Below are 17,057 nucleotides of genomic sequence, written 5' to 3'. Positions count from 1 at the left end.
GCGTGGGGGACCCTGGTCCGGGAGTGATCCTACCTCAAGGGGATGCCGCGGGCGCGCGGGTCGGCGGACCGTGGGTGGTCTACAATCATCCGGTCCTCGAGACTGACGATGAGCATCTTTCACCCGACCCCAGGCAGCCGCCGGCTCGGCCTGTACGCCCTGCTCGTCCTCATGGGCGTGACGGTCGCCTTATGGCTGTGGACCCGCGAGCCGGCCGGCGGTCCGTCGCCGGCAACCACGGCCCGCGGGACCGCGGCCCCGGCGCCTCTCGTCGATCAGTCGCCGCTCAAGACCGCCCAGACGCTGTTGGCCTTCGCCGCGAACCCGGAGGAGCAGCGGCTGGCGCAGGAAGCGGTCCGCCTCGCCGATCACGAGGTCGACCTGGCCTTCGCCGAGGCCCTGCGGCGGGCCGCGGAGCACCAGCCGATCGCGGACCCCCGCACGCGGGACATCCAGGCCCGTATCGACAGGACAGAGCAGCGGCTGAAGGACGACGAAGTCCGGGTCGCGCGTCTCACCGTCGAGGCGGGGAGAGTCGCGGACTCCCGCAAGCAGGCGCTCGAGGCCGACCTCGAGCTGGCCCGGGCGCAGGTCGAGCTCGATCGGGACGCCCTGGACGACGCCGGTCAGGACCTCATCCGCGCGGGGGGCGACCCGCAGGCCCAGATCCGGCGGCTGGTCCAGGAGCACGAGGCCGCCTCGCACGACGAGAGCGGTCATCCCGCGTCGGCCGGACCTGCCTCCGCCGGTGCTTCATCCCCCTCGTCCGGCGCCGCCGGACCGGGACCGGCGGCCGGGGGCCTAGTCGGCGAGCGCGGTCTCGTCGGCCTGTGCAGGCAGTGGCTCGCGCTGGGTCGGGTCCGGGCGGTCCTGAGACAGGCCGGACGGGACGCCGGAGCGTCCGCCGCACAGTTGTCCGCCTCCCACGAGTCGCTCGAAACACAGGTCGAGAAGCGAGACGATGACGCGGCCGACCTGTCGCCCGCGGGGACGGCCGCCGCCTCTCCATCGACCCTGCTCTCGACGACGAAGCGTCTCGCCTCCGACCGGAGGTCTCTTGCCGACTTCGACAAGCGGATCGGCGATCAGAAGGAGCTGGCTTCGATCTACGCTCGCTGGAGCGCCGCCGTTGTGAGCCGCCAGCGCGCGGTGACCCACTCCGTCCTGCTCGGTGTTCTCGTGATTCTGACGATCGGCCTCGTCGGTCTGCTCCTCGACACGTGGCTCGAGCGCGTGGTGCGCAAGGTCACGCTCGAGAGGAGACGCGTGGAGCAGCTTCGCACGCTGGCGCGGGTCGTCGTGCGCGTCGTCGGAGTGGTGCTCCTCCTCCTGGTCGTCGTGGGCCCGCCCGGCCAGGTCGCGACCTTCCTCGGCCTGGCCGGGGCGGGGCTCACGGTCGCCCTGAAGGATTTCATCGTCGGCTTCTTCGGCTGGTTCATTCTGATGGGGAAGAACGGCATCCGGCTCGGAGACTGGGTGGAGATCAACGGCGTCAGCGGGGAAGTCGTGGAGCTGGGACCGCTGCACACGGTCCTTCTCGAGACGGGCAACTGGGCCGAAACGGGACACCCGACCGGCCGCCGCGTGACGCTCGTCAACAGCTTCGCCATCGAGGGGCACTACTTCAATTTCTCGACCTCGGGCCAGTGGCTCTGGGACGAGCTGCAGGTGCATCTGCCGCCGGACCAGGACGCCTACCCGCTGGTGGAGGCCATCTCGGCGATCGTCGCGAAGGAAACGCAGGGCGACGTCCGGCTCGCCGAGGAGGAGTGGCAGCGCGTGGCCCAGTCGAAGGAGCTGAAGGGATTCTCGGCCGGACCCGCGGTCAGCATCCGCCCGGCCCGGAATGGCGTCGACGTGGTCGTGCGCTACATGACCCGGGCGAACGAGCGTCACCAGGTGCGCTCGCGCGTCTATCAGGCCGTGTTCGATCGACTGGGACACCGGAGCATTCCGCCCTCGCCGCCGCTGGGAGCGCCGCAAGCGGCGCGCGCCGCGGACTAGACCGGGGCGGCCGGCGGAATCGATCGAGCGCACGCGCGGTGCCAACCCGCGCAGGATCCAGGCGGGCGTCGGCCACGCCACCAGCCATTCCAGCATTCCGCTGAAGACCTCTCACTGCGCCGGAGTCTGACGCTGCGTTGATCCGACAGGGACCCTGACGAATCCCACGGCCGTCGATCGGTTCCCCGAGGCGTCCTCGGCGGTGTAGGTGAGCGTGTACACCCGACCCGGACCGTCATCCGAGCGCTCCGCCCGCAGGAAGACGCTCGCGTCGGCCGTGCCGATGGCCGCGCCCTGGATGTCGCCCGTGGTGTTTCCATCGGCGCCGCCCGGAGCATCGTCGGGCTCGCTGCTGGTGACTGAGGAGAGCGTGACCCGGGGCGCCGGGTCGCACGCGTCCAGTACGGTCCACTGCACCTGCACCGGGACCAGGCGATGGTTGGGGGGCCAGAGGACCGCAGGCGTGATGCGGATCGAGATCTGCGGCGGCGTCGTGTCGTGCAGGACCGTGTCGCCGCTGCATTCCGTCCCCGTGCCGTCGGCCCGACAGACCTTCGTGCCGACGATTTGGTGGCACGCGTCCACCTCGGCCGTGCAGGCCTGACCGACATCGAACCCCTCGTCGATATGGCCGTCACAGTTGTCGTCGCGGCCGTTGCAGGTCTCCGCGGCCCCCGGATGAACCGCCGGGTTGGCGTCGTCGCAGTCCCCCGCACATACGCTGTAGCCGTCGCCGTCCGCGTCGGCCGGCGTGCCCGGGTCGTAGCGTCCGCCCGTCGCCAGCGGTCCGCCGGTGATGGTGTCCCCCCCGAAGACGATCATCCGGTTGCCGGTCCAGACGGCTGTGTGGTCGGCGCGGCGGCTCGGTGAGCCCACCAGCGACGTGGGGCTCCAGGCGTCAGTGACGGGGTCGTAGCGCCCGCCGGTGCCGAACAGCTGGCAGCCCATGTCGTAGGGGCAGTCCCATCCGCCCCACACGATCATCTCGCTCCCCGTCCAGACGGAGGTCGGGTACGCTCGTCCAGCGGGCGCCCCCAGGGTCGACGTGGGCCTCCAGGTGTCCGTCTCCGGGTCGTATCGGCCACCGGTGTTGTACCGCTCGTAGTAGAGATCGGCTCCTCCCCAGACGACCATCTCATGTCCGGTCCAGACCGTCGCAAATCCCTCTCCGACCATGGGAGCGTTCACGGGGGAGATCGGCGTCCAGGTGTCGGTCGATGGGTCGTACGATCCACCCCTCCGGTTCCACACCAGCATCCGGCTGCCGGTCCAGACGGCGGTGTGGCCGACTCCCGAAGGAGCGCCCACAGTGGAGATCGGCGACCAGGTATCCGCCGCGGGATCGTACAGACCGCCGGCGCCGGCGGGCGGATAGCCTCCCGCTGGAGAGTTTCCCCACACGATCATTCGCGCGCCTGTCCAGACGGCCGTCGCCACGGCCCCCCCCGCACTCGCAATAGTAGGCGCCTGCAGGAGAGACGTCGGCGTCCAGGTGTCCGCGATCGGGTCGTAGCGCCCGCCGCTGCTTATGTAGCTTCCGCTCCAGCCACCCCACACGACCATCCGGCTTCCCGTCCAGACCGCGGTGTTGTAGGTCCGGGGGGAGGGTGCGTTCGTTAGGGATGTGGGACTCCAGGTATCTGTGACCGGGTCGTATCGCGATCCGGTGACCGTGGTGACTGAACCGAAAGGACCCTCCTGGAACCCGCCCCACACGATCATGTGGCGCCCCGTCCAGACGGCGGTGTGGCCGCCCCGGGCGTCGGGGTAGGACTGCGAGACGGGCGTCCAGTGATCGGTGAGCGGATCGTATCGTCCGCCCCTGTTCGGGTAGAGGGACTGGGCAAGGTCCCCGCCCCAGACCACCATCAGGTTTCCCGTCCAGACGGCGACATGCCCGGTGCGGGCCGACGGCGCGCCCGTCGTCGACACGGAGCTCCACCTATCGGTCGAGGGGTCGTACGCGCCGCCTGTGTTCACGTACTGAAAGGAGGTCGGAGAGGTCTGGGCAAGGCCGCCCCAGATGATCATCCTATCGCCGGCCCAGACGGCCGAGTGTTGGATGCGCGGGTCCGGGGCGCCGACGGTGGTCGTCGTCTGCGTCCAGGCGTCGTGCACCGGGTCATACAGAGCACCGTTGTTCAGATAGTTGTTGTAGTAGATGCCGCCCCACACGATCATCCGGCTTCCCGTCCAGACGGCGGTGTGGTACGACCGGCCAAAGAACCCTGCGATCAGTCGCCACGAGTCGCTCTTCGGGTCGTAACGCCCTCCGTCGGAAAGGTCCACGGTCCCGTTACGGCCCCCGTAGACGATCATCTCGGTGCCGGTCCAAACCGCGCTGTGGAGGACCCTCCCCTGCAGCATGGGCGGTCTGCTCGTCGGCGTCCACGTGTTCGTGATCGGATCGTAGCGGCCCCCCGTGTCGAGCGACGGCCATCCGCCCCAGACCACCATCTCGCTTCCCGTCCAGACGGCGGTGTGACCACTGCGGGCCTGCGGCGCGCCGATGATCGACATGGGCGACCAGACATCGGCGACCGGGTCGTAGCGGCCTCCCGTTTGCAAGTCCGTGAAGCGCCCGTTGTTGAGAACCTGCCCACCCCAGACCAGCATCTGGCTCCCGGTCCAGACCGCGGTGTGACCGGCGCGCCCCGATGGATCGTTCGTGGCCGACATGGCTTTCCAGGTGTCGGTCGCCGGGTCGTAACGATGGACGCCTTGCGGATAGGTATAGCCCACCTGTCCGTTCGGCAGGAGGCCGCCCCAGACCAATACGAAGCTCCCGGTCCAGACGGCGGTGGCCTCCGAACGGGGGTCAGGGACATCTCCCAGGGAGCCGTTGTCCCATCGATCGCCCGGGAGGCAGCTCGAATCGAGCGAGTCCGAAGCCGCGAGCCCCAGGGCCGACGCGCCGATCGCGTCACCCGATGTGACCGATTTCACCGCGCCGGCATCGAGATGTGCGGCGACTCGCCCCCACCATTCCTCCCAGGTCGGCTTGCGGACGACGTAGGAGGCGACGCGCAGGCGGCCGGACGTCCGCTCGAGGACGAGGCCGATGCGGAACGCGTCGCGCTCCTCGACGACGTCGCCGACCTCCCCGGGGCGGATTGGAAACCGCTCCGCCCACTTCGCCTCTTCCTTCGCATCCAGCTCGAAGATCTCTCGCCGCGGATGGGCCGAGGCAGGATCGATGCGTCCGGTCGTCAGGTCGTCGCGCAGACGGTCGGCCTCGGCCCGCGCCCCGCGATGAATGTCGCCGTCGTAGGCGAAGAAGTTTCTCGCCAGGCGATCGACCAGGGCCGGCCGCGCCAGGCATTCCTCGACGAGCGCCCGGTCGTTTCCGAGCGCCATGACGAGCTCGTGCAGGCGGTCCGGCATCTGCGTTCCGCGGAGCATGCGCTCCCATTCCGCGCGCAGCATCTCGGCAGTGACCGGCGTGTGCCAGAACTTCTCGAGGGCGACCGACCCCTTCAGGTACGTCCGGACCATCCGGGTCAGAACTTCGCGGGTGATCGCCTTATCGAAGGGTCGAGTCGTACCGATCTGGTGGGAGTAGTAGACGCGCTCGATGGCCTCCTGGGCCCTGACCCGGTCCTCGAAGGTCAAATCGCGGGGACGCGTCTCGACGAGCCCCTGGAGCGTGACGAGGGTACAGGCGGTAAGGGCGGCAACCCGGGTCCATCTCATGGTGCCTCCCATGATGGTGGCGAGCTAAGAGTGGCTGGCGGCGACGCTACCTATTTATTTACGACCTGGACCGCACCGGGTCAAGCCAAATCCGATCTGAACAGGGCCGCCGGAGCCGGGGCGGTGCAGGTCCATCTTCTCGGGAGACGCCGCCCCGCTTCAGGTGCGCTCGCGCGTCTACCAGGCCGTGTTCGATCGACTGGGACACCGGAGCATTCCGCCCGCCCCACCGCCGCTCGAAGCGCCCCGGGCGGCGCGCGACGCGGAGTAGACCAGAGGGCGGACGCCCGGTTTCATGGTCCCGTGCACCCACTGACGATCTCCATCCACGCCACCAGCCTTTCCAGCATTTCGCTGAAGACCTCTTCGTTGCTGCGTCCGGTTCGGGCCGGAACGTGGAAGGAGTGATCCGCGTCGGCGATGAGCTCGAGCGTCGCGCGCGCGCCGAGCCGCTCGATCAGGGGCCGCAGCAGAAGCAGGCTCGCGAGATCGTCACGCGTTCCCTGCAGGAAGAGCATCGGGACCTGCACGTCGAAGAGATGCCGGCCGCGCTCGTCCGATGGACGTCCGGGTGGATGCAAAGGAAACCCCAGGAAGACGAGACCGCGGACTCCGGGCAGCGGTGATTCGGCCTGTGCCTGGGAGGTCATGCGGCCGCCGAACGACTTGCCTCCCGCGAAGAGTGGGATCCGTGGGACGAGGCGCCGTGCCAGGATGAGGGCGGCGCGGACGGTCGCCTGGGCGAGCCTGGGCGGATCGGGCCGCCTCGAGCCTCGCTCCATGTAGGGGAACTGATAGCGCAGTGTGGCGATCCTTCGCCCGGCAAGCCCGGCGGCGACGGCCGAGAAGAAGGGGTGAGTCATGCCGGCGCCCGCGCCATGGGCGAGCGCCAGGCAGGCGAGCGCCTGGTGCGGCATCTGCAGAAGTCCGGAGACGGTCCGGCCGTCCTCGAGATCGATCGTCAGGCTTTCGGCATTGTCAGAGGGCACGCTTACAGTGTCACACCATTCGTAGCCGGAGGGGCGCCGGCGGTTCCAAAGATTGAGAGGTCCTGTGGAGAAGCGCCAATCTCACGGAGTTCCGGGGTGGTCGATCTTCTGTAGAAGGGCGCGGACGTCACGTCCCCGCCTCTGCGCCTCCTCGGCATGGCGGCGAGCCTCGGCGGGTCGTTTGGCGGCCACGAGCGCCTCCGCAATCCCCTCGTGCGCCTCCCCCCGCTCCGGCTGCAGGCGCAGCGCGCGCTCCCATGCATCCACCGCCTGCTCCGGCTGCCCGTTGTCGAAGTACAGCCTGGCGAGCGCACGGTAGGCGGGATACGATTCCGGGTTGCGCTCGAGCGCGCGCCTCAGCGCCGTCTGGGCCTCCGCGGCATCGCCGTTCTCCGCCAGCGACTCACCCAGTCGGGTCCAGCCCGGGGCCCATTCAGGATTGAGTTCGACCGCCTTCCGATAGGCTGTGATCGCCTTGGGGAGATCGCCGAAGGCGCGCTGCGCGTCCCCGAGCGCGGCCTGCAGCGCCGCGGAATTCGCATCAAGACGCAGGGCGGTCTCCGCCACGCGCACGGCCTCCGCGGTCTGGTCGCGGGCCAGGAGCAGAACGACCTTCTTCTGCAGGGCCGGGATCGATTCCGGGTTCGCCTTGAGGGCGCGCTCGATCAGGACACCGGCGCCATCCAGGTCATCCCGATCGAGCAGGATCTGCGCCAGACCGACCAGGGAGCCCACGTGCTCAGGATGCTGCTTCAGAAGATCCCGGTAGACACGCTCGGCCTCGGCGCTCTTGCCGCCGTCGTACAGCTCCGCGCCCAGGAGCGCCCGCGCCTCGAGAGCGTCGGGCTTGCTCTGGCTCGACGCCCGCGCCTCCGAAATCCTCCTGCTCGAATCGGCGCCCGATTTCGCCGGGTCGGGGGAATTCACATGAAGCGAATCGAGCGCCGGCAACGTTACGGCGGGCGCCGCCTGCGCCGGCGGCGTTGCGGTCCCCTGGGCGGAGTTCTGCGCCGTCCCCCCGCCCCCGCCGCAGGCGCTGGTGAGGATGATGAGAGCGCACGCCGCACCCCGCGCGCCGGGGCGCGGGCGGTCATCCGAGCATTGCGGGAACCGGTTCGACATGCGGGTACTCTACACCGGCTCCGGGCTTCCGTGATATCGTCCGCTCCCGCGCATGAACAGCGTTGTCTTCATCTTCATCACCGTCCTGGTCGATGCCGTCGGCTTCGGCGTCATCCTGCCTGTCCTGCCCGAGCTGATCATGAAGCTGACCGGCGAGGGGCTCAGCCAGGCTTCCATCTACGGCGGCTGGCTGTGGTTCGCTTACGCCGTGATGCAGTTCTTCTGCGCTCCCGTGCTCGGCAACCTGAGCGATCGCTTCGGGCGCCGGCCGGTGATCCTGTTCTCGCTCCTGACGTTCGGCATCGATTACCTGATCATGGGGTTCGCGCCGACGCTGTTCTGGCTGTTCGTGGGGCGGTCGATCGCCGGCATGGCGGGGGCGTCCTTCACGCCCGCCTACTCCTACCTGGCGGACGTCAGTCCTCCCCACAGGCGGGCGCAGAACTTCGGTCTGATCGGCGCGGCGTTCGGCGCCGGGTTCATCCTGGGACCGGCGATCGGCGGCCTGCTGGGTGCTTTGGGAACCCGCGCACCGTTCTTCGCGGCCGCCGGCCTGGCGCTGATCAATTTTCTGTTCGGCCTGTTCGTCCTGCCGGAGTCATTGCCGCGGGAATCGCGGCGTTCCTTCAACCTGCGTCGCGCCAATCCTCTCGGCACTCTGCTGCAGATCCGAAAGTATCCCTCGGTGATCGGTCTGCTGCAGGTCCTGTTCCTGTGGCAGCTCGCTCACCAGGTGTTTCCCAGCACCTGGGCGTACTACACCATGCTCAAGTTCAACTGGTCGGAGTGGGAGGTCGGGATCTCGCTGGCGTTCGTCGGGACGATCATGGCCTTCAGCACCGCCGGCATGACGCGACTGCTCGTGCCGCGCCTGGGCGAGCAGCGCGCCGCCCTCTCCGGACTGCTCTCGGGATCGGCGGCCTTCTTCGGGTACGCCTTCGCCAGCCGGGGCTGGATGATGTACGCCTTCCTGGTGGCGTGGCTGTTTGCCGGACTGGTGCAGCCCTCCATCCAGGGTCTCATGTCGCAGCAGGTCCCTGCGAACGCCCAAGGAGAGCTGCAGGGGGGCGTGGCCAGCCTCTACAGCCTCACGGCCGTCGTCGGACCACCGCTCATGACGCAGCTGTTCGGCTACTTCTCGTCCGAGCGCGCCCGCATCCACTTCCCCGGGGCCGCGTTTCTCTGCGCCGCCCTGCTGGCGATCGCCGGCCTGCTCGTCTTCGTGCGCGCGACGCGCCCGGACCCGGCGTATTCCGCCGCCACGGCCGCGCCTCTGTAGGGGGGCCGACGCCGCGCGGCTGCGGAGATCCGGCGGATGCGCCGAAACGCCGGTTCTCTTTGACTTGGGTTCCCGCCGACCCTAGATTCAGCGCGGATGTCGCATGTCGCGTTCGTGGCAGCAGGGATCTGCGCGCTGCCGGGGCTGGTCTTCCTCCTGATCGCCCGCGGCGCCGCGCGCCGCCGTCGCTGGCAGCGGATGCTCGTCGGCGGGCTGGCGGGTCTGCTCTTCCTGACACTCGCTACGCTCTGCGCCACGGTCGGCGTGTCGATCCGCGGCTATCGGGCCCTCACCCGCGAAGAAGTCGCGGCCACTGTCCGCACGTTCCCGATCGGTTCCCAGCGCTTCCGCGCCCGGGTCAGTTTTCCCGACGGCCGGGAGGAGATCTTCGATCTCGCCGGCGACACGGTCTACGTGGACGCGCACATCCTGAAGTGGCGCCCCTGGGTGAACCTTCTCGGAGTGCACACCCTGTACGAGCTCGATCGCCTGGCGGGGCGCTACGACGGCCTGGCCGACGAGCGCGGCAAGCCGCGCACCGTCTTCACGCTCGGCCGGACCAAGCCCTTCGACCTGTTCGACGTGGTCCGGCGGTTCGGCCGGCTGTCGGCGCTGCTGGACGCGGAGTACGGATCCGCGACATTCGTCGCCGCGCGCGGGGTCGCCGCCTACGAGATCCTGGTCTCCACCAGCGGCCTGCTGGCGCGTCCTCTCGGCGAAACCCGCGCTTCCCCTGCCCGTCACGGGTTCGGCAGGTTGGCGCACCGGCGATCGAAATTGCAGTTCACGAGCTGGACGACGTCCCCCACGTTCTCGACCTCGAGGATCGTGCCGATCTCGCGCGCGTAGTACTTGCGCGCGAACAGACCCGGCTCGAGCAACGAGAAGTTCTTCGTCACGACGCAGTCTCCCGCGCAGAACCGCTCCGCCACGCGCCTGGGGACGCCCTGGTCGAGATCCGGGTCCCGGCCGTAGGCGTAGGTCGTCGACAGGATCACCGTCACGTCCTCGGCGTTGCCCAGGGAGAATTCCTCGAGATAGACATCGCCCGGCTTCGGCGCCGCCAGGGCGATGATGCCCGGTTTGTCCCCCTCGCGACCGGCCTTGAACGTCCCATCGATGGTGACCAGCTCCGGGAGCATCGGCTTGTCCCCCTTGAAGCTCTCGAAGCTCTGCGTCTCCTCCCCGAAATACCAGACGCTGCCATCCTTGGCGGGGGTGTACCAGTCATCGGTGGCCTCGATGAGCTGGCCGTCCTCGAAGACGCGGTCCCGGATAACCGCGCAGGTCACCCCCGCGATCAGTTTCGTCTCGTTGACGACCTCCACCGGGTTGTATTGCGTGGCGGAGCGGTACTCCCAGCGGTATCCGACCTTCAGCGGGAAATAGGCGTTCGGATGCGTGGGCCGCCTGGGATTGTCGAAGCGGGCCGGACTGAGGTCAGGGTCGTAGCGCCCTTCCCCGAGGAGACTGCAGGCGCCCAGCCGGGTGTCGTGCTGTCCCTGGCAGAGATCGTTGCCGTCCCTCTGCTCGGCCGAGAGCTCGTCGAGACAGGTGTTTCGGGCGTTTTGATCCGAAATGTTGATGCAGACGGCCTTCTTGATCGTGCTGTTGTCCACCACGTCCGCCTTGCAGGCATCGAGCAGGAGGTCTGCTGTCTGCGAGCAGAAGGTGACGGGCTGGGCCTCGCTTGTCCCCGCAAACGCCAGGCCGGCGGCGATAGCCAGGCCGGCCGTCCATCGTGCGCCGATTCGAACAGGGGTCCTCATGGGATGCATCCTCCCTTCCAGTCTGTGAGAGGCTGAGGGCGCGCCGAATCCTTCGCTTGGCGGCCGGGGCGAGCGGATCACCCGAGTCAGGCGGCGCGCAGGCGACGAAGCGCGTCGTCCGCTTCGCGGGTGAGGCAGCACGCCGGGCCGCGCTGCCGGTGCAGCGTCGCGGCCGCCGACGTCAGGAGAGGTCGGGCCGCGCCCGGCCGTCCGTCGGCGGCACAGGCTTCGGCGAGATAGAGCTTCGCCTCGGCCGTCTTCCAGCTCTCCTCCCCGTAGATGGTTCGGCGGGCGCCGAGCGCTTCCGTCAGGAGAGGCAGCGCCTCCTTGAGGTGCCTGCGGGCCGCCTCGGTGCGGCCGAGCTCCATCGCCGCGAGCGCGACGTCGGGGTGGACGCCGGGGTAGGCCTTGCGCTCGGCCTCCAGGGCTATCCGACCGAGGTCCGCCGCGTCATCGAGGATCCCCCGCTCTCTCATGACGACCCCGAGCGCGATGCGGCTCGCCGCGGTCGCCGGGTGACCGGGTCCGAGCACCTTCTCGCGGACGGCCAGCTCCTTCTTGACCAGCCCTTCCGCAGCCTCGGGCCGGCCCCGCTGCTGCTCCAGAACACCCAGTTGCGCCACGACACCGGCCGTGTCGGGGTGGTCCTCGCCGCGAAGCGCGCTCACGATCGCGAGCGCGCGCCGCAGGAGCGACTCGGCCTCGTCGTAGTTAGAGCTTGCGGTCGAGCTCCAGCGCCTCGCGCGCGGAGGTCTCGGCCTCGCCCAGCCGGCCACGAACTTCAAGTAGGCCTCGTGGATGAGAGTCGTCGTCGTGAGCGCCCGATCGCCTCCGGCCCGGCGGAGCTGGCGACGCGCCAGGATTCGGAGCTGGTCGTAGACGATCGGGAAGAGACGGTCGAACGCGTCCCGGTCCCCCCGGCGCCAGGAGATCAGGAGTCCGGTGATCTCACCGTGACTCTCACGGTCCTTGAGGGTCAAGGGGTCTCCGTGTGGGTGGCATGGACGGGCTCCGCGACGTTGCCCTATCCTAGGCCTCGCGCGGCGATCCAATCAAGTCCGGCGCCGTTCGAGAGGGTATTAAAGATGATACTGTCCTCGAATGTGGACAGGCGGGTGGCGTGAGCGTGCTGCGCCTGCGCTCCATCCTGCTCGCCGCCGCCGTGGGGGTCGCAGTCTTCCTGGGCTACCGCCTCTTCCTGTTCACGACCGACGACGCGTACATCGCGTTTCGTTACGTCAGCAACCACATACTGGGGCGCGGCTTCGTCTGGAATCCGCCTCCGTTCCTGCCCGTGGAGGGGTACACGAGCTGGCTGTGGGTCGCCCTGCTGCGCCTCGTCTGGGGGCTCATCGGAGTCGAACCGCCGGACGCGGCCGATTGGCTCTCCCTGGCGTTCGGTTACGCCACTCTGATCGTCGTCTGTCGGCTGGTCTGGCGCATGGGGCTCCCTGCGCGGCTCGAGCGCATCCGCTTCTCGCTCCTCGCCCTGGTTCTTCTGGGAACGGTGACCAACCGCACCTTCCTCGCCTGGCTGAGCTCGGGTCTGGAGACGTCCCTGTTCAACTTCTGCCTCGTCCTCTGGATCGACCAGGCGCTCGACCGCCGCGTGGACCGTGAGGCGACCTGGGTGTTCCGGGTCAGCCTCGCCGCGATGCTGGCCGCCCTCGCGCGGCCCGACGGACTGATCGCGGTCCTGGGGACGTGTGCGCTCCTGGCGGACTGGATCCTGTCGGACCTCGCTGCATGGCGCGTCCGCCTGCCGGCTCTCGTGCGCGCCTTTCCACTCCTGGGTGTCGCGGCCCACCTGACGTGGCGTCGCTGGTACTACGGCGTCTGGCTGCCCAATACCTACTACGCCAAGTACACGACCGCCTGGCCCGAGAGCGGCTGGCGCTACGCCGCGTCCTTCGTCCTCGAGTACGCGCTGTGGACATGGCTGCTGCTGGCGCTGGTGTGGGCGGTCCGCCGGCACAAGGTGAGCCGTCAGCCGCTGATCGTGATCGGAGCGCTTCTCGCGCACCTCGCCTTCTACACCCTGGTGATCGGCGGCGACCACTTCGAATACCGGGTCTACAGCCACTTGATCCCGCTCGTGTTTGTTTCCTTCCTGTGGCTCGTCGCGCGGCTCGACCTCCGCCCGCTTGCCGCCGTCTCCCTGTTCGTGCTGTGCATTGCGTTGTCCTGGCCGATCCCCTGGGTCCACTACCTAGAGACCCGCGATCTGGAAAGCCGCGCGGAGACCTTCCATATGATCCGGCCCATAGCCGGCCGGTTTCCGGCCTGGCTGCGTTTCTATCCGCAGGCGTTCGATGAGCTGCAGGCCTGGCTGATCACGCACTCGGTCTGCGTCCGGCACCAGGAGCACAAGGTGTACTCCGCCTTCGTCTCGAGTCGGCTCCCCGCGCGGGAGGAGGGGGTTTCTCTGGGCTGGGAGGACCGGCACGTGATGACCGCCCTGAACGTGGGGTTCGTGGGTTGGGTCTTTCCCAACGTCGCCGTGATCGACCTTCTCGGATTGAACGACTACGTGATCGCCAGGACGCGGGTGCCGCCGCAGGAGACGCGCCACATGGCCCACGAGCGCCGCCCGCCGCCGGGCTACATCGAATGTTTCCGGCCCGACTTCGAGCTGGCCCTCAATTTTCCCGACCCGCCCGAGGTGAGGAGGACGGGCGCGCGGGACGGCGGCGCCCTCACGGATCAGGAGATCGTCCAGTGCGAGGAGCGCTTCCGCGCGGGGCTGGACACAGGTGATCGGGACGCCCGCTGACGGGGCGCCCGCGCATATACTGGGACCGACTACGATGCAACGACACCGGCACAACCTCAAGGCCATCGCGCGGCGGGTCATGATCGATCGCGGGCTGCTGCCCGACTTCTCGCCCGCCGTCGTGGCCGAGACCAACGCGATCGCCGGGCCGGCGGTCGGGCCCGGGCCGGCCCCCCGCGACCACCGCGGGCTCCTGTGGGTGTCGATCGACAACGACGATTCCCGCGATCTCGATCAAGTGTCGTTCGCCGAAGCCGCGGGTCCGGGCGCGACGCGCGTGCTCGTCGCGATCGCGGACGTCGATGCGCTGGTGACGAAGGATTCGGCCATCGACGAGCACGCGGCGCACAACACCACGTCCGTCTACACCGCCGCCGAGATCTTCCCCATGCTTCCCGCGGTGCTCTCGACCGACAGGACGTCGCTCGGAGAGGACCAGGAGCGCCCGGCGATCGTCGTCGACATGCAGGTGCGCGACGACGGCTCGATCGCGGAATCGGAGATCTATCGCGCGGTGGTGCTGAATCGCGCCAAGCTCGCGTACGACAGTGTCGCCGCCTGGCTGGAGGGCCGCGGACCCGCGCCCGGGCGCGTCGCCTCCGTGCCCGGGATCGATGCGCAGCTCCGGCTCCAGGATCGTGTCGCGCAGGCGCTCCGGACCGTGCGCCACGAGCAGGGTGCCCTCAGCCTGGAGACGATCGAGCCCCGCGCGGTGTTCGACGGCGAGGTGCTCGCCGATCTGCGTCTCGACGAGAAGAACCGGGCGAAGGAGCTGATCGAGGACCTGATGATCGCCGCCAACGGGGTGACCGCGAGATTCCTGGCGGCGCGAGGCGTGCCGTCCCTGCGCCGGGTGCTGCGGTCACCCGAGCGATGGGAACGGATCGTCCAGCTCGCGGCCGCCCTGAACGAGACGCTGCCCGTGGAGCCGGACGCCGCCGCCCTCGAAGCATTCCTGTGCAAGCGTCGCCGGGTCCAGCCCGACACGTTTCCGGACCTCTCCCTCGCGGTCGTCAAGCTGATGGGACGGGGGGAGTACGTGGTGGAGCTTCCGGGCGGGACGTCGCCGGGCCACTTCGGCCTCGCGGTCCACGACTACACCCATTCCACGGCCCCGAACCGGCGTTTTCCGGACCTCGCGACCCAGCGGCTGCTCAAGGCCTCGCTGTCCGGTCGCCCGGCGCCCTACGGCCGCGGCGAGCTCGAAGATCTGGCTCGCCACTGCACGGAGCAGGAAGACAACGCGAACAAGGTGGAGCGGCAGGTGCGGAAGTCAGCCGCGGCGCTCCTCCTGGAGCCCAGGATCGGGGAGAGGTTCGAGGGAATGGTCACCGCCGTGTCCGAGAAAGGGACCTGGGTCCGGATCTTCCGTCCGCCCGTGGAGGGGAAGATGGTCGACGGGTTCGAGGGTCTCGACGTCGGGGAAAGGGTCACGGTCGAGCTCCTCGAGACCGACGTCGAGCGCGGGTTCATCGATTTCGCGCGCCGCACCGGCGGATCGAAGAATGCCGGGGGCCCTCGCGGAAGGGCCGGTTCCTAAGATGGGCGATCCGGCATCACTCTTCCTGGAGCTCCTGTTCAGTGCCGCCGGGGCGGGGTACTTCATCTACGGAAAAAAGCAGAAAGCCACGGTCCCCTTCGTGTGTGGACTCGTGCTCATGGTCTACCCCTATTTCGTGTCGAGCAACCTCCTGCTGGTGATCATCGGCATCGTCCTCATGACCCTGCCTTATTTCGTCCGACTGTAGACGCAGACCACGCTCCCGTGGGATGACGCTCAGGGATTGATGATCGGCTGAATCGACGAGTAGTAGCCGGCGAACGCCCCGTCGACGGTCGCGTTGGCCTCGCCCGGACCGCTCGAGCAGGCGTCGCTCGGATTGCCGCCGCAGGTGCCGCTGAGCTGGCCGACGATCTGGGACGCGCCGTTGATGATCGGCGAGCCGCTGCTTCCTCCGTCGATTGCCCCCATGATGTCACGGCTGTAGATCCATCCGCCCCGCGGCCAGCCGCCGCACGTCCCGGCGGCGGTATCCACATCGTGCTGGGAATAGACCTGGGGTCCAAAGTCCGGATTGCTAATCCGGTAGAGGTGCGTGCCGTTGGCCAGGGCGACAGCGACGTTCGTCCAGCCGAGGAAGACGGAGTTCGCCGGCGGGACCGCGTCCAGGTGCAGCAGTGTGTAGTCTCCCTTCTTGCCGGTCGACGCGACCGTCGATCCCATCGTCTTGTAGGGCCAGCCGGTGTTGATCGGGCAGGTCCCGTTGCAGCTCGAGGTGCGGAATCTCCAGTAGAACTGCAGGTTGCGCGCCGTCTTGTTGTTCCCCAGGCAGTGGGCGGCGGTCAGGAAGAAATTATCCTGCGCGGGATTGCTGTCGGCGATGAGGCCACCGGTGCAGGTGTAGAGGAACTGACCCTGGGCCCACTCCATCTTCGCGACGGCGTCCTTGGCGGCGTCCGCGGCGGTGCCGGTGACGCACGTCGCATCGACGATGCAGTCGGGATCGCCGCAGAAGCCGACGGCCGCGGGGGTGAAGGAGCCCGCGAAGCGCGGCATGACGATGCCGACCTCCGTCACGCGGAACGCGACCAGTTGGAGGTCGGCCGGACTCGCCCCGGCCGCCACGTGAAGCTCCAGTATCCCTTCGGCCCCGAACACCGTGTCGGTCCAGAGATCGCCGTCGCCGTCGGGGCCGGCGCCGCGGTAGGGACCGAACACCTCACCGGCGCGGCTGTAGAAGTAGAGCTCGGCGCTCGCCGGCAGCGACAGGCCCTCGAGGTGGACGCGCAGGGCGCCTGCGCCTGCGGCCGACACCTCGACCGCCCACGCGAGCCCTCCGTCCGCCGTCCGGGACGCCTGGGCGCCGGGACCGCGGCGCGGCCCGCCTGGGGCCGAATCAATCTGAACGCCGTCGACGGCCAGCATCGGGTTCACCCCCTTGACCAGTCCAATCCTCTGCGGCATACCGTTGACCCGTGGCGCCCGCTCGACGCCGTCGATCTCCTCGCGCGACAGGTCGACGCGCACCGGCGCGTGCATGGCCGCGGCGGGCACCGATCCTCTCAGACGCGTCATGAGATCGGCCTGCCGCTGCAGATATTGACCGTAGGTCGTACCCTCCGTCTGCACTCGCATCGGCATCTCGGCGGTTCTCTGCCCCTTGTCGGCGGGCGAACCGGCGGCGAAGGCCCCCGCCCAAGGCAGGAGCGCTGCAAAGGCCACCACGACGAGCACGACTGACAGGACCTCGACTCTGTTTCTCATGCTGCGCCCTCCTTCGGGAAAACCCTCACGCGATTCTGACGTCTGTCTCTATTTACCCCGGTGGCGCCGGGGAGTCAACCGAAGCCATGCGGATTTTTACTTCCTTCCTTTCAGGAATTTCACCGATTGGCGCACGTTCATCCTCGGCCCATTCTTCGGACTC

Annotated in this window: 12 protein-coding genes; 6 read left to right on the top strand and 6 right to left on the bottom strand. The window is 68.7% G+C overall.

What is annotated here, in order from left to right; genetic code table 11:
• The first annotated feature begins 108 nt into the window (after positions 1-108).
• Positions 109-2,004 carry a mechanosensitive ion channel domain-containing protein gene (locus tag VEW47_08155; GenBank protein HYS05152.1) on the top strand — a complete coding sequence of 632 codons (1,896 nt, stop codon included), beginning with the start codon at positions 109-111 and terminating at the stop codon, positions 2,002-2,004.
• Positions 2,005-2,115: 111 nt separating this feature from the next.
• Here the strand turns inward: VEW47_08155 and VEW47_08150 are convergent, their stop codons facing one another.
• The 3 genes from VEW47_08150 to VEW47_08140 form a co-directional block, all read right to left on the bottom strand.
• Positions 2,116-5,697 (bottom strand): MopE-related protein, encoded by a 3,582-nt coding sequence (locus VEW47_08150; GenBank protein HYS05151.1) that lies wholly within the window; start codon positions 5,695-5,697, stop codon positions 2,116-2,118.
• A 293-nt stretch (positions 5,698-5,990) separates the two neighbouring features.
• Positions 5,991-6,686 (bottom strand): alpha/beta family hydrolase, encoded by a 696-nt coding sequence (locus VEW47_08145; protein HYS05150.1) that lies wholly within the window; start codon positions 6,684-6,686, stop codon positions 5,991-5,993.
• Positions 6,687-6,767: 81 nt separating this feature from the next.
• Entirely contained in the window at positions 6,768-7,808 is a 1,041-nt protein-coding gene (locus VEW47_08140) for a tetratricopeptide repeat protein (GenBank protein ID HYS05149.1), read from the bottom strand.
• 52 nt (positions 7,809-7,860) lie between these two features.
• Between VEW47_08140 and VEW47_08135 the strand changes: the two genes are divergently transcribed.
• Positions 7,861-9,087 (top strand): TCR/Tet family MFS transporter, encoded by a 1,227-nt coding sequence (locus VEW47_08135; protein ID HYS05148.1) that lies wholly within the window; start codon positions 7,861-7,863, stop codon positions 9,085-9,087.
• 96 nt (positions 9,088-9,183) lie between these two features.
• Positions 9,184-9,936: a hypothetical protein gene (locus VEW47_08130; protein HYS05147.1), complete on the top strand. Its 753-nt coding sequence runs from the start codon at positions 9,184-9,186 to the stop codon at positions 9,934-9,936.
• Here VEW47_08130 and VEW47_08125 read toward each other — a convergent pair.
• Together VEW47_08125 and VEW47_08120 are read right to left on the bottom strand one after the other, a co-directional pair.
• A complete protein-coding gene (locus VEW47_08125; GenBank protein HYS05146.1) occupies positions 9,828-10,856 on the bottom strand; it encodes a hypothetical protein in 1,029 nt (342 codons plus the stop codon). The genes VEW47_08130 and VEW47_08125 overlap by 109 nt on opposite strands.
• 86 nt (positions 10,857-10,942) lie before the next feature.
• On the bottom strand, positions 10,943-11,836 hold the full coding sequence (locus VEW47_08120; protein ID HYS05145.1) for a tetratricopeptide repeat protein: 894 nt from the start codon (positions 11,834-11,836) through the stop codon (positions 10,943-10,945).
• A 140-nt stretch (positions 11,837-11,976) separates the two neighbouring features.
• Between VEW47_08120 and VEW47_08115 the strand changes: the two genes are divergently transcribed.
• From VEW47_08115 to VEW47_08105, 3 genes are read left to right on the top strand one after another with little or no spacing between them, the layout of a single operon-like run.
• Complete coding sequence (locus VEW47_08115; GenBank protein ID HYS05144.1) at positions 11,977-13,629, top strand: hypothetical protein; 1,653 nt, start codon at positions 11,977-11,979, stop codon at positions 13,627-13,629.
• A gap of 34 nt (positions 13,630-13,663) precedes the next feature.
• Positions 13,664-15,169, top strand: a complete 1,506-nt coding sequence (locus VEW47_08110) for an RNB domain-containing ribonuclease (GenBank protein ID HYS05143.1) — start codon at positions 13,664-13,666, stop codon at positions 15,167-15,169.
• 1 nt (position 15,170) lies between these two features.
• The gene (locus tag VEW47_08105) at positions 15,171-15,377 is read left to right on the top strand and encodes a hypothetical protein (GenBank protein HYS05142.1); all 207 of its coding nucleotides are present in this window, start codon (positions 15,171-15,173) and stop codon (positions 15,375-15,377) included.
• A 29-nt stretch (positions 15,378-15,406) separates the two neighbouring features.
• On the opposite strand, the gene VEW47_08100 is transcribed toward VEW47_08105, so the two are convergent.
• Positions 15,407-16,894: a trypsin-like peptidase domain-containing protein gene (locus VEW47_08100; GenBank protein HYS05141.1), complete on the bottom strand. Its 1,488-nt coding sequence runs from the start codon at positions 16,892-16,894 to the stop codon at positions 15,407-15,409.
• Positions 16,895-17,057 lie beyond the last annotated feature (163 nt).

It is taken from the genome of Candidatus Dormiibacterota bacterium, from assembly GCA_035635555.1.
GTDB lineage: Bacteria > Acidobacteriota > Polarisedimenticolia > Gp22-AA2 > Gp22-AA2 > Gp22-AA3.
This window is presented reverse-complemented; position numbering and strand designations above follow the sequence as displayed.

Excerpts from the sequence above, each read along its gene's own strand:
- VEW47_08155 (HYS05152.1), top strand. The coding sequence starts at position 109 with ATGAGCATCTTTCACCCGACCCCAGGCAGCCGCCGGCTCGGCCTGTAC.
- VEW47_08150 (HYS05151.1), bottom strand. The coding sequence starts at position 5,697 with ATGAGATGGACCCGGGTTGCCGCCCTTACCGCCTGTACCCTCGTCACG.
- VEW47_08140 (HYS05149.1), bottom strand. The coding sequence starts at position 7,808 with ATGTCGAACCGGTTCCCGCAATGCTCGGATGACCGCCCGCGCCCCGGC.
- VEW47_08135 (HYS05148.1), top strand. The coding sequence starts at position 7,861 with ATGAACAGCGTTGTCTTCATCTTCATCACCGTCCTGGTCGATGCCGTC.
- VEW47_08130 (HYS05147.1), top strand. The coding sequence starts at position 9,184 with ATGTCGCATGTCGCGTTCGTGGCAGCAGGGATCTGCGCGCTGCCGGGG.
- VEW47_08125 (HYS05146.1), bottom strand. The coding sequence starts at position 10,856 with ATGAGGACCCCTGTTCGAATCGGCGCACGATGGACGGCCGGCCTGGCT.
- VEW47_08110 (HYS05143.1), top strand. The coding sequence starts at position 13,664 with ATGCAACGACACCGGCACAACCTCAAGGCCATCGCGCGGCGGGTCATG.
- VEW47_08105 (HYS05142.1), top strand. The coding sequence starts at position 15,171 with ATGGGCGATCCGGCATCACTCTTCCTGGAGCTCCTGTTCAGTGCCGCC.
- VEW47_08100 (HYS05141.1), bottom strand. The coding sequence starts at position 16,894 with ATGAGAAACAGAGTCGAGGTCCTGTCAGTCGTGCTCGTCGTGGTGGCC.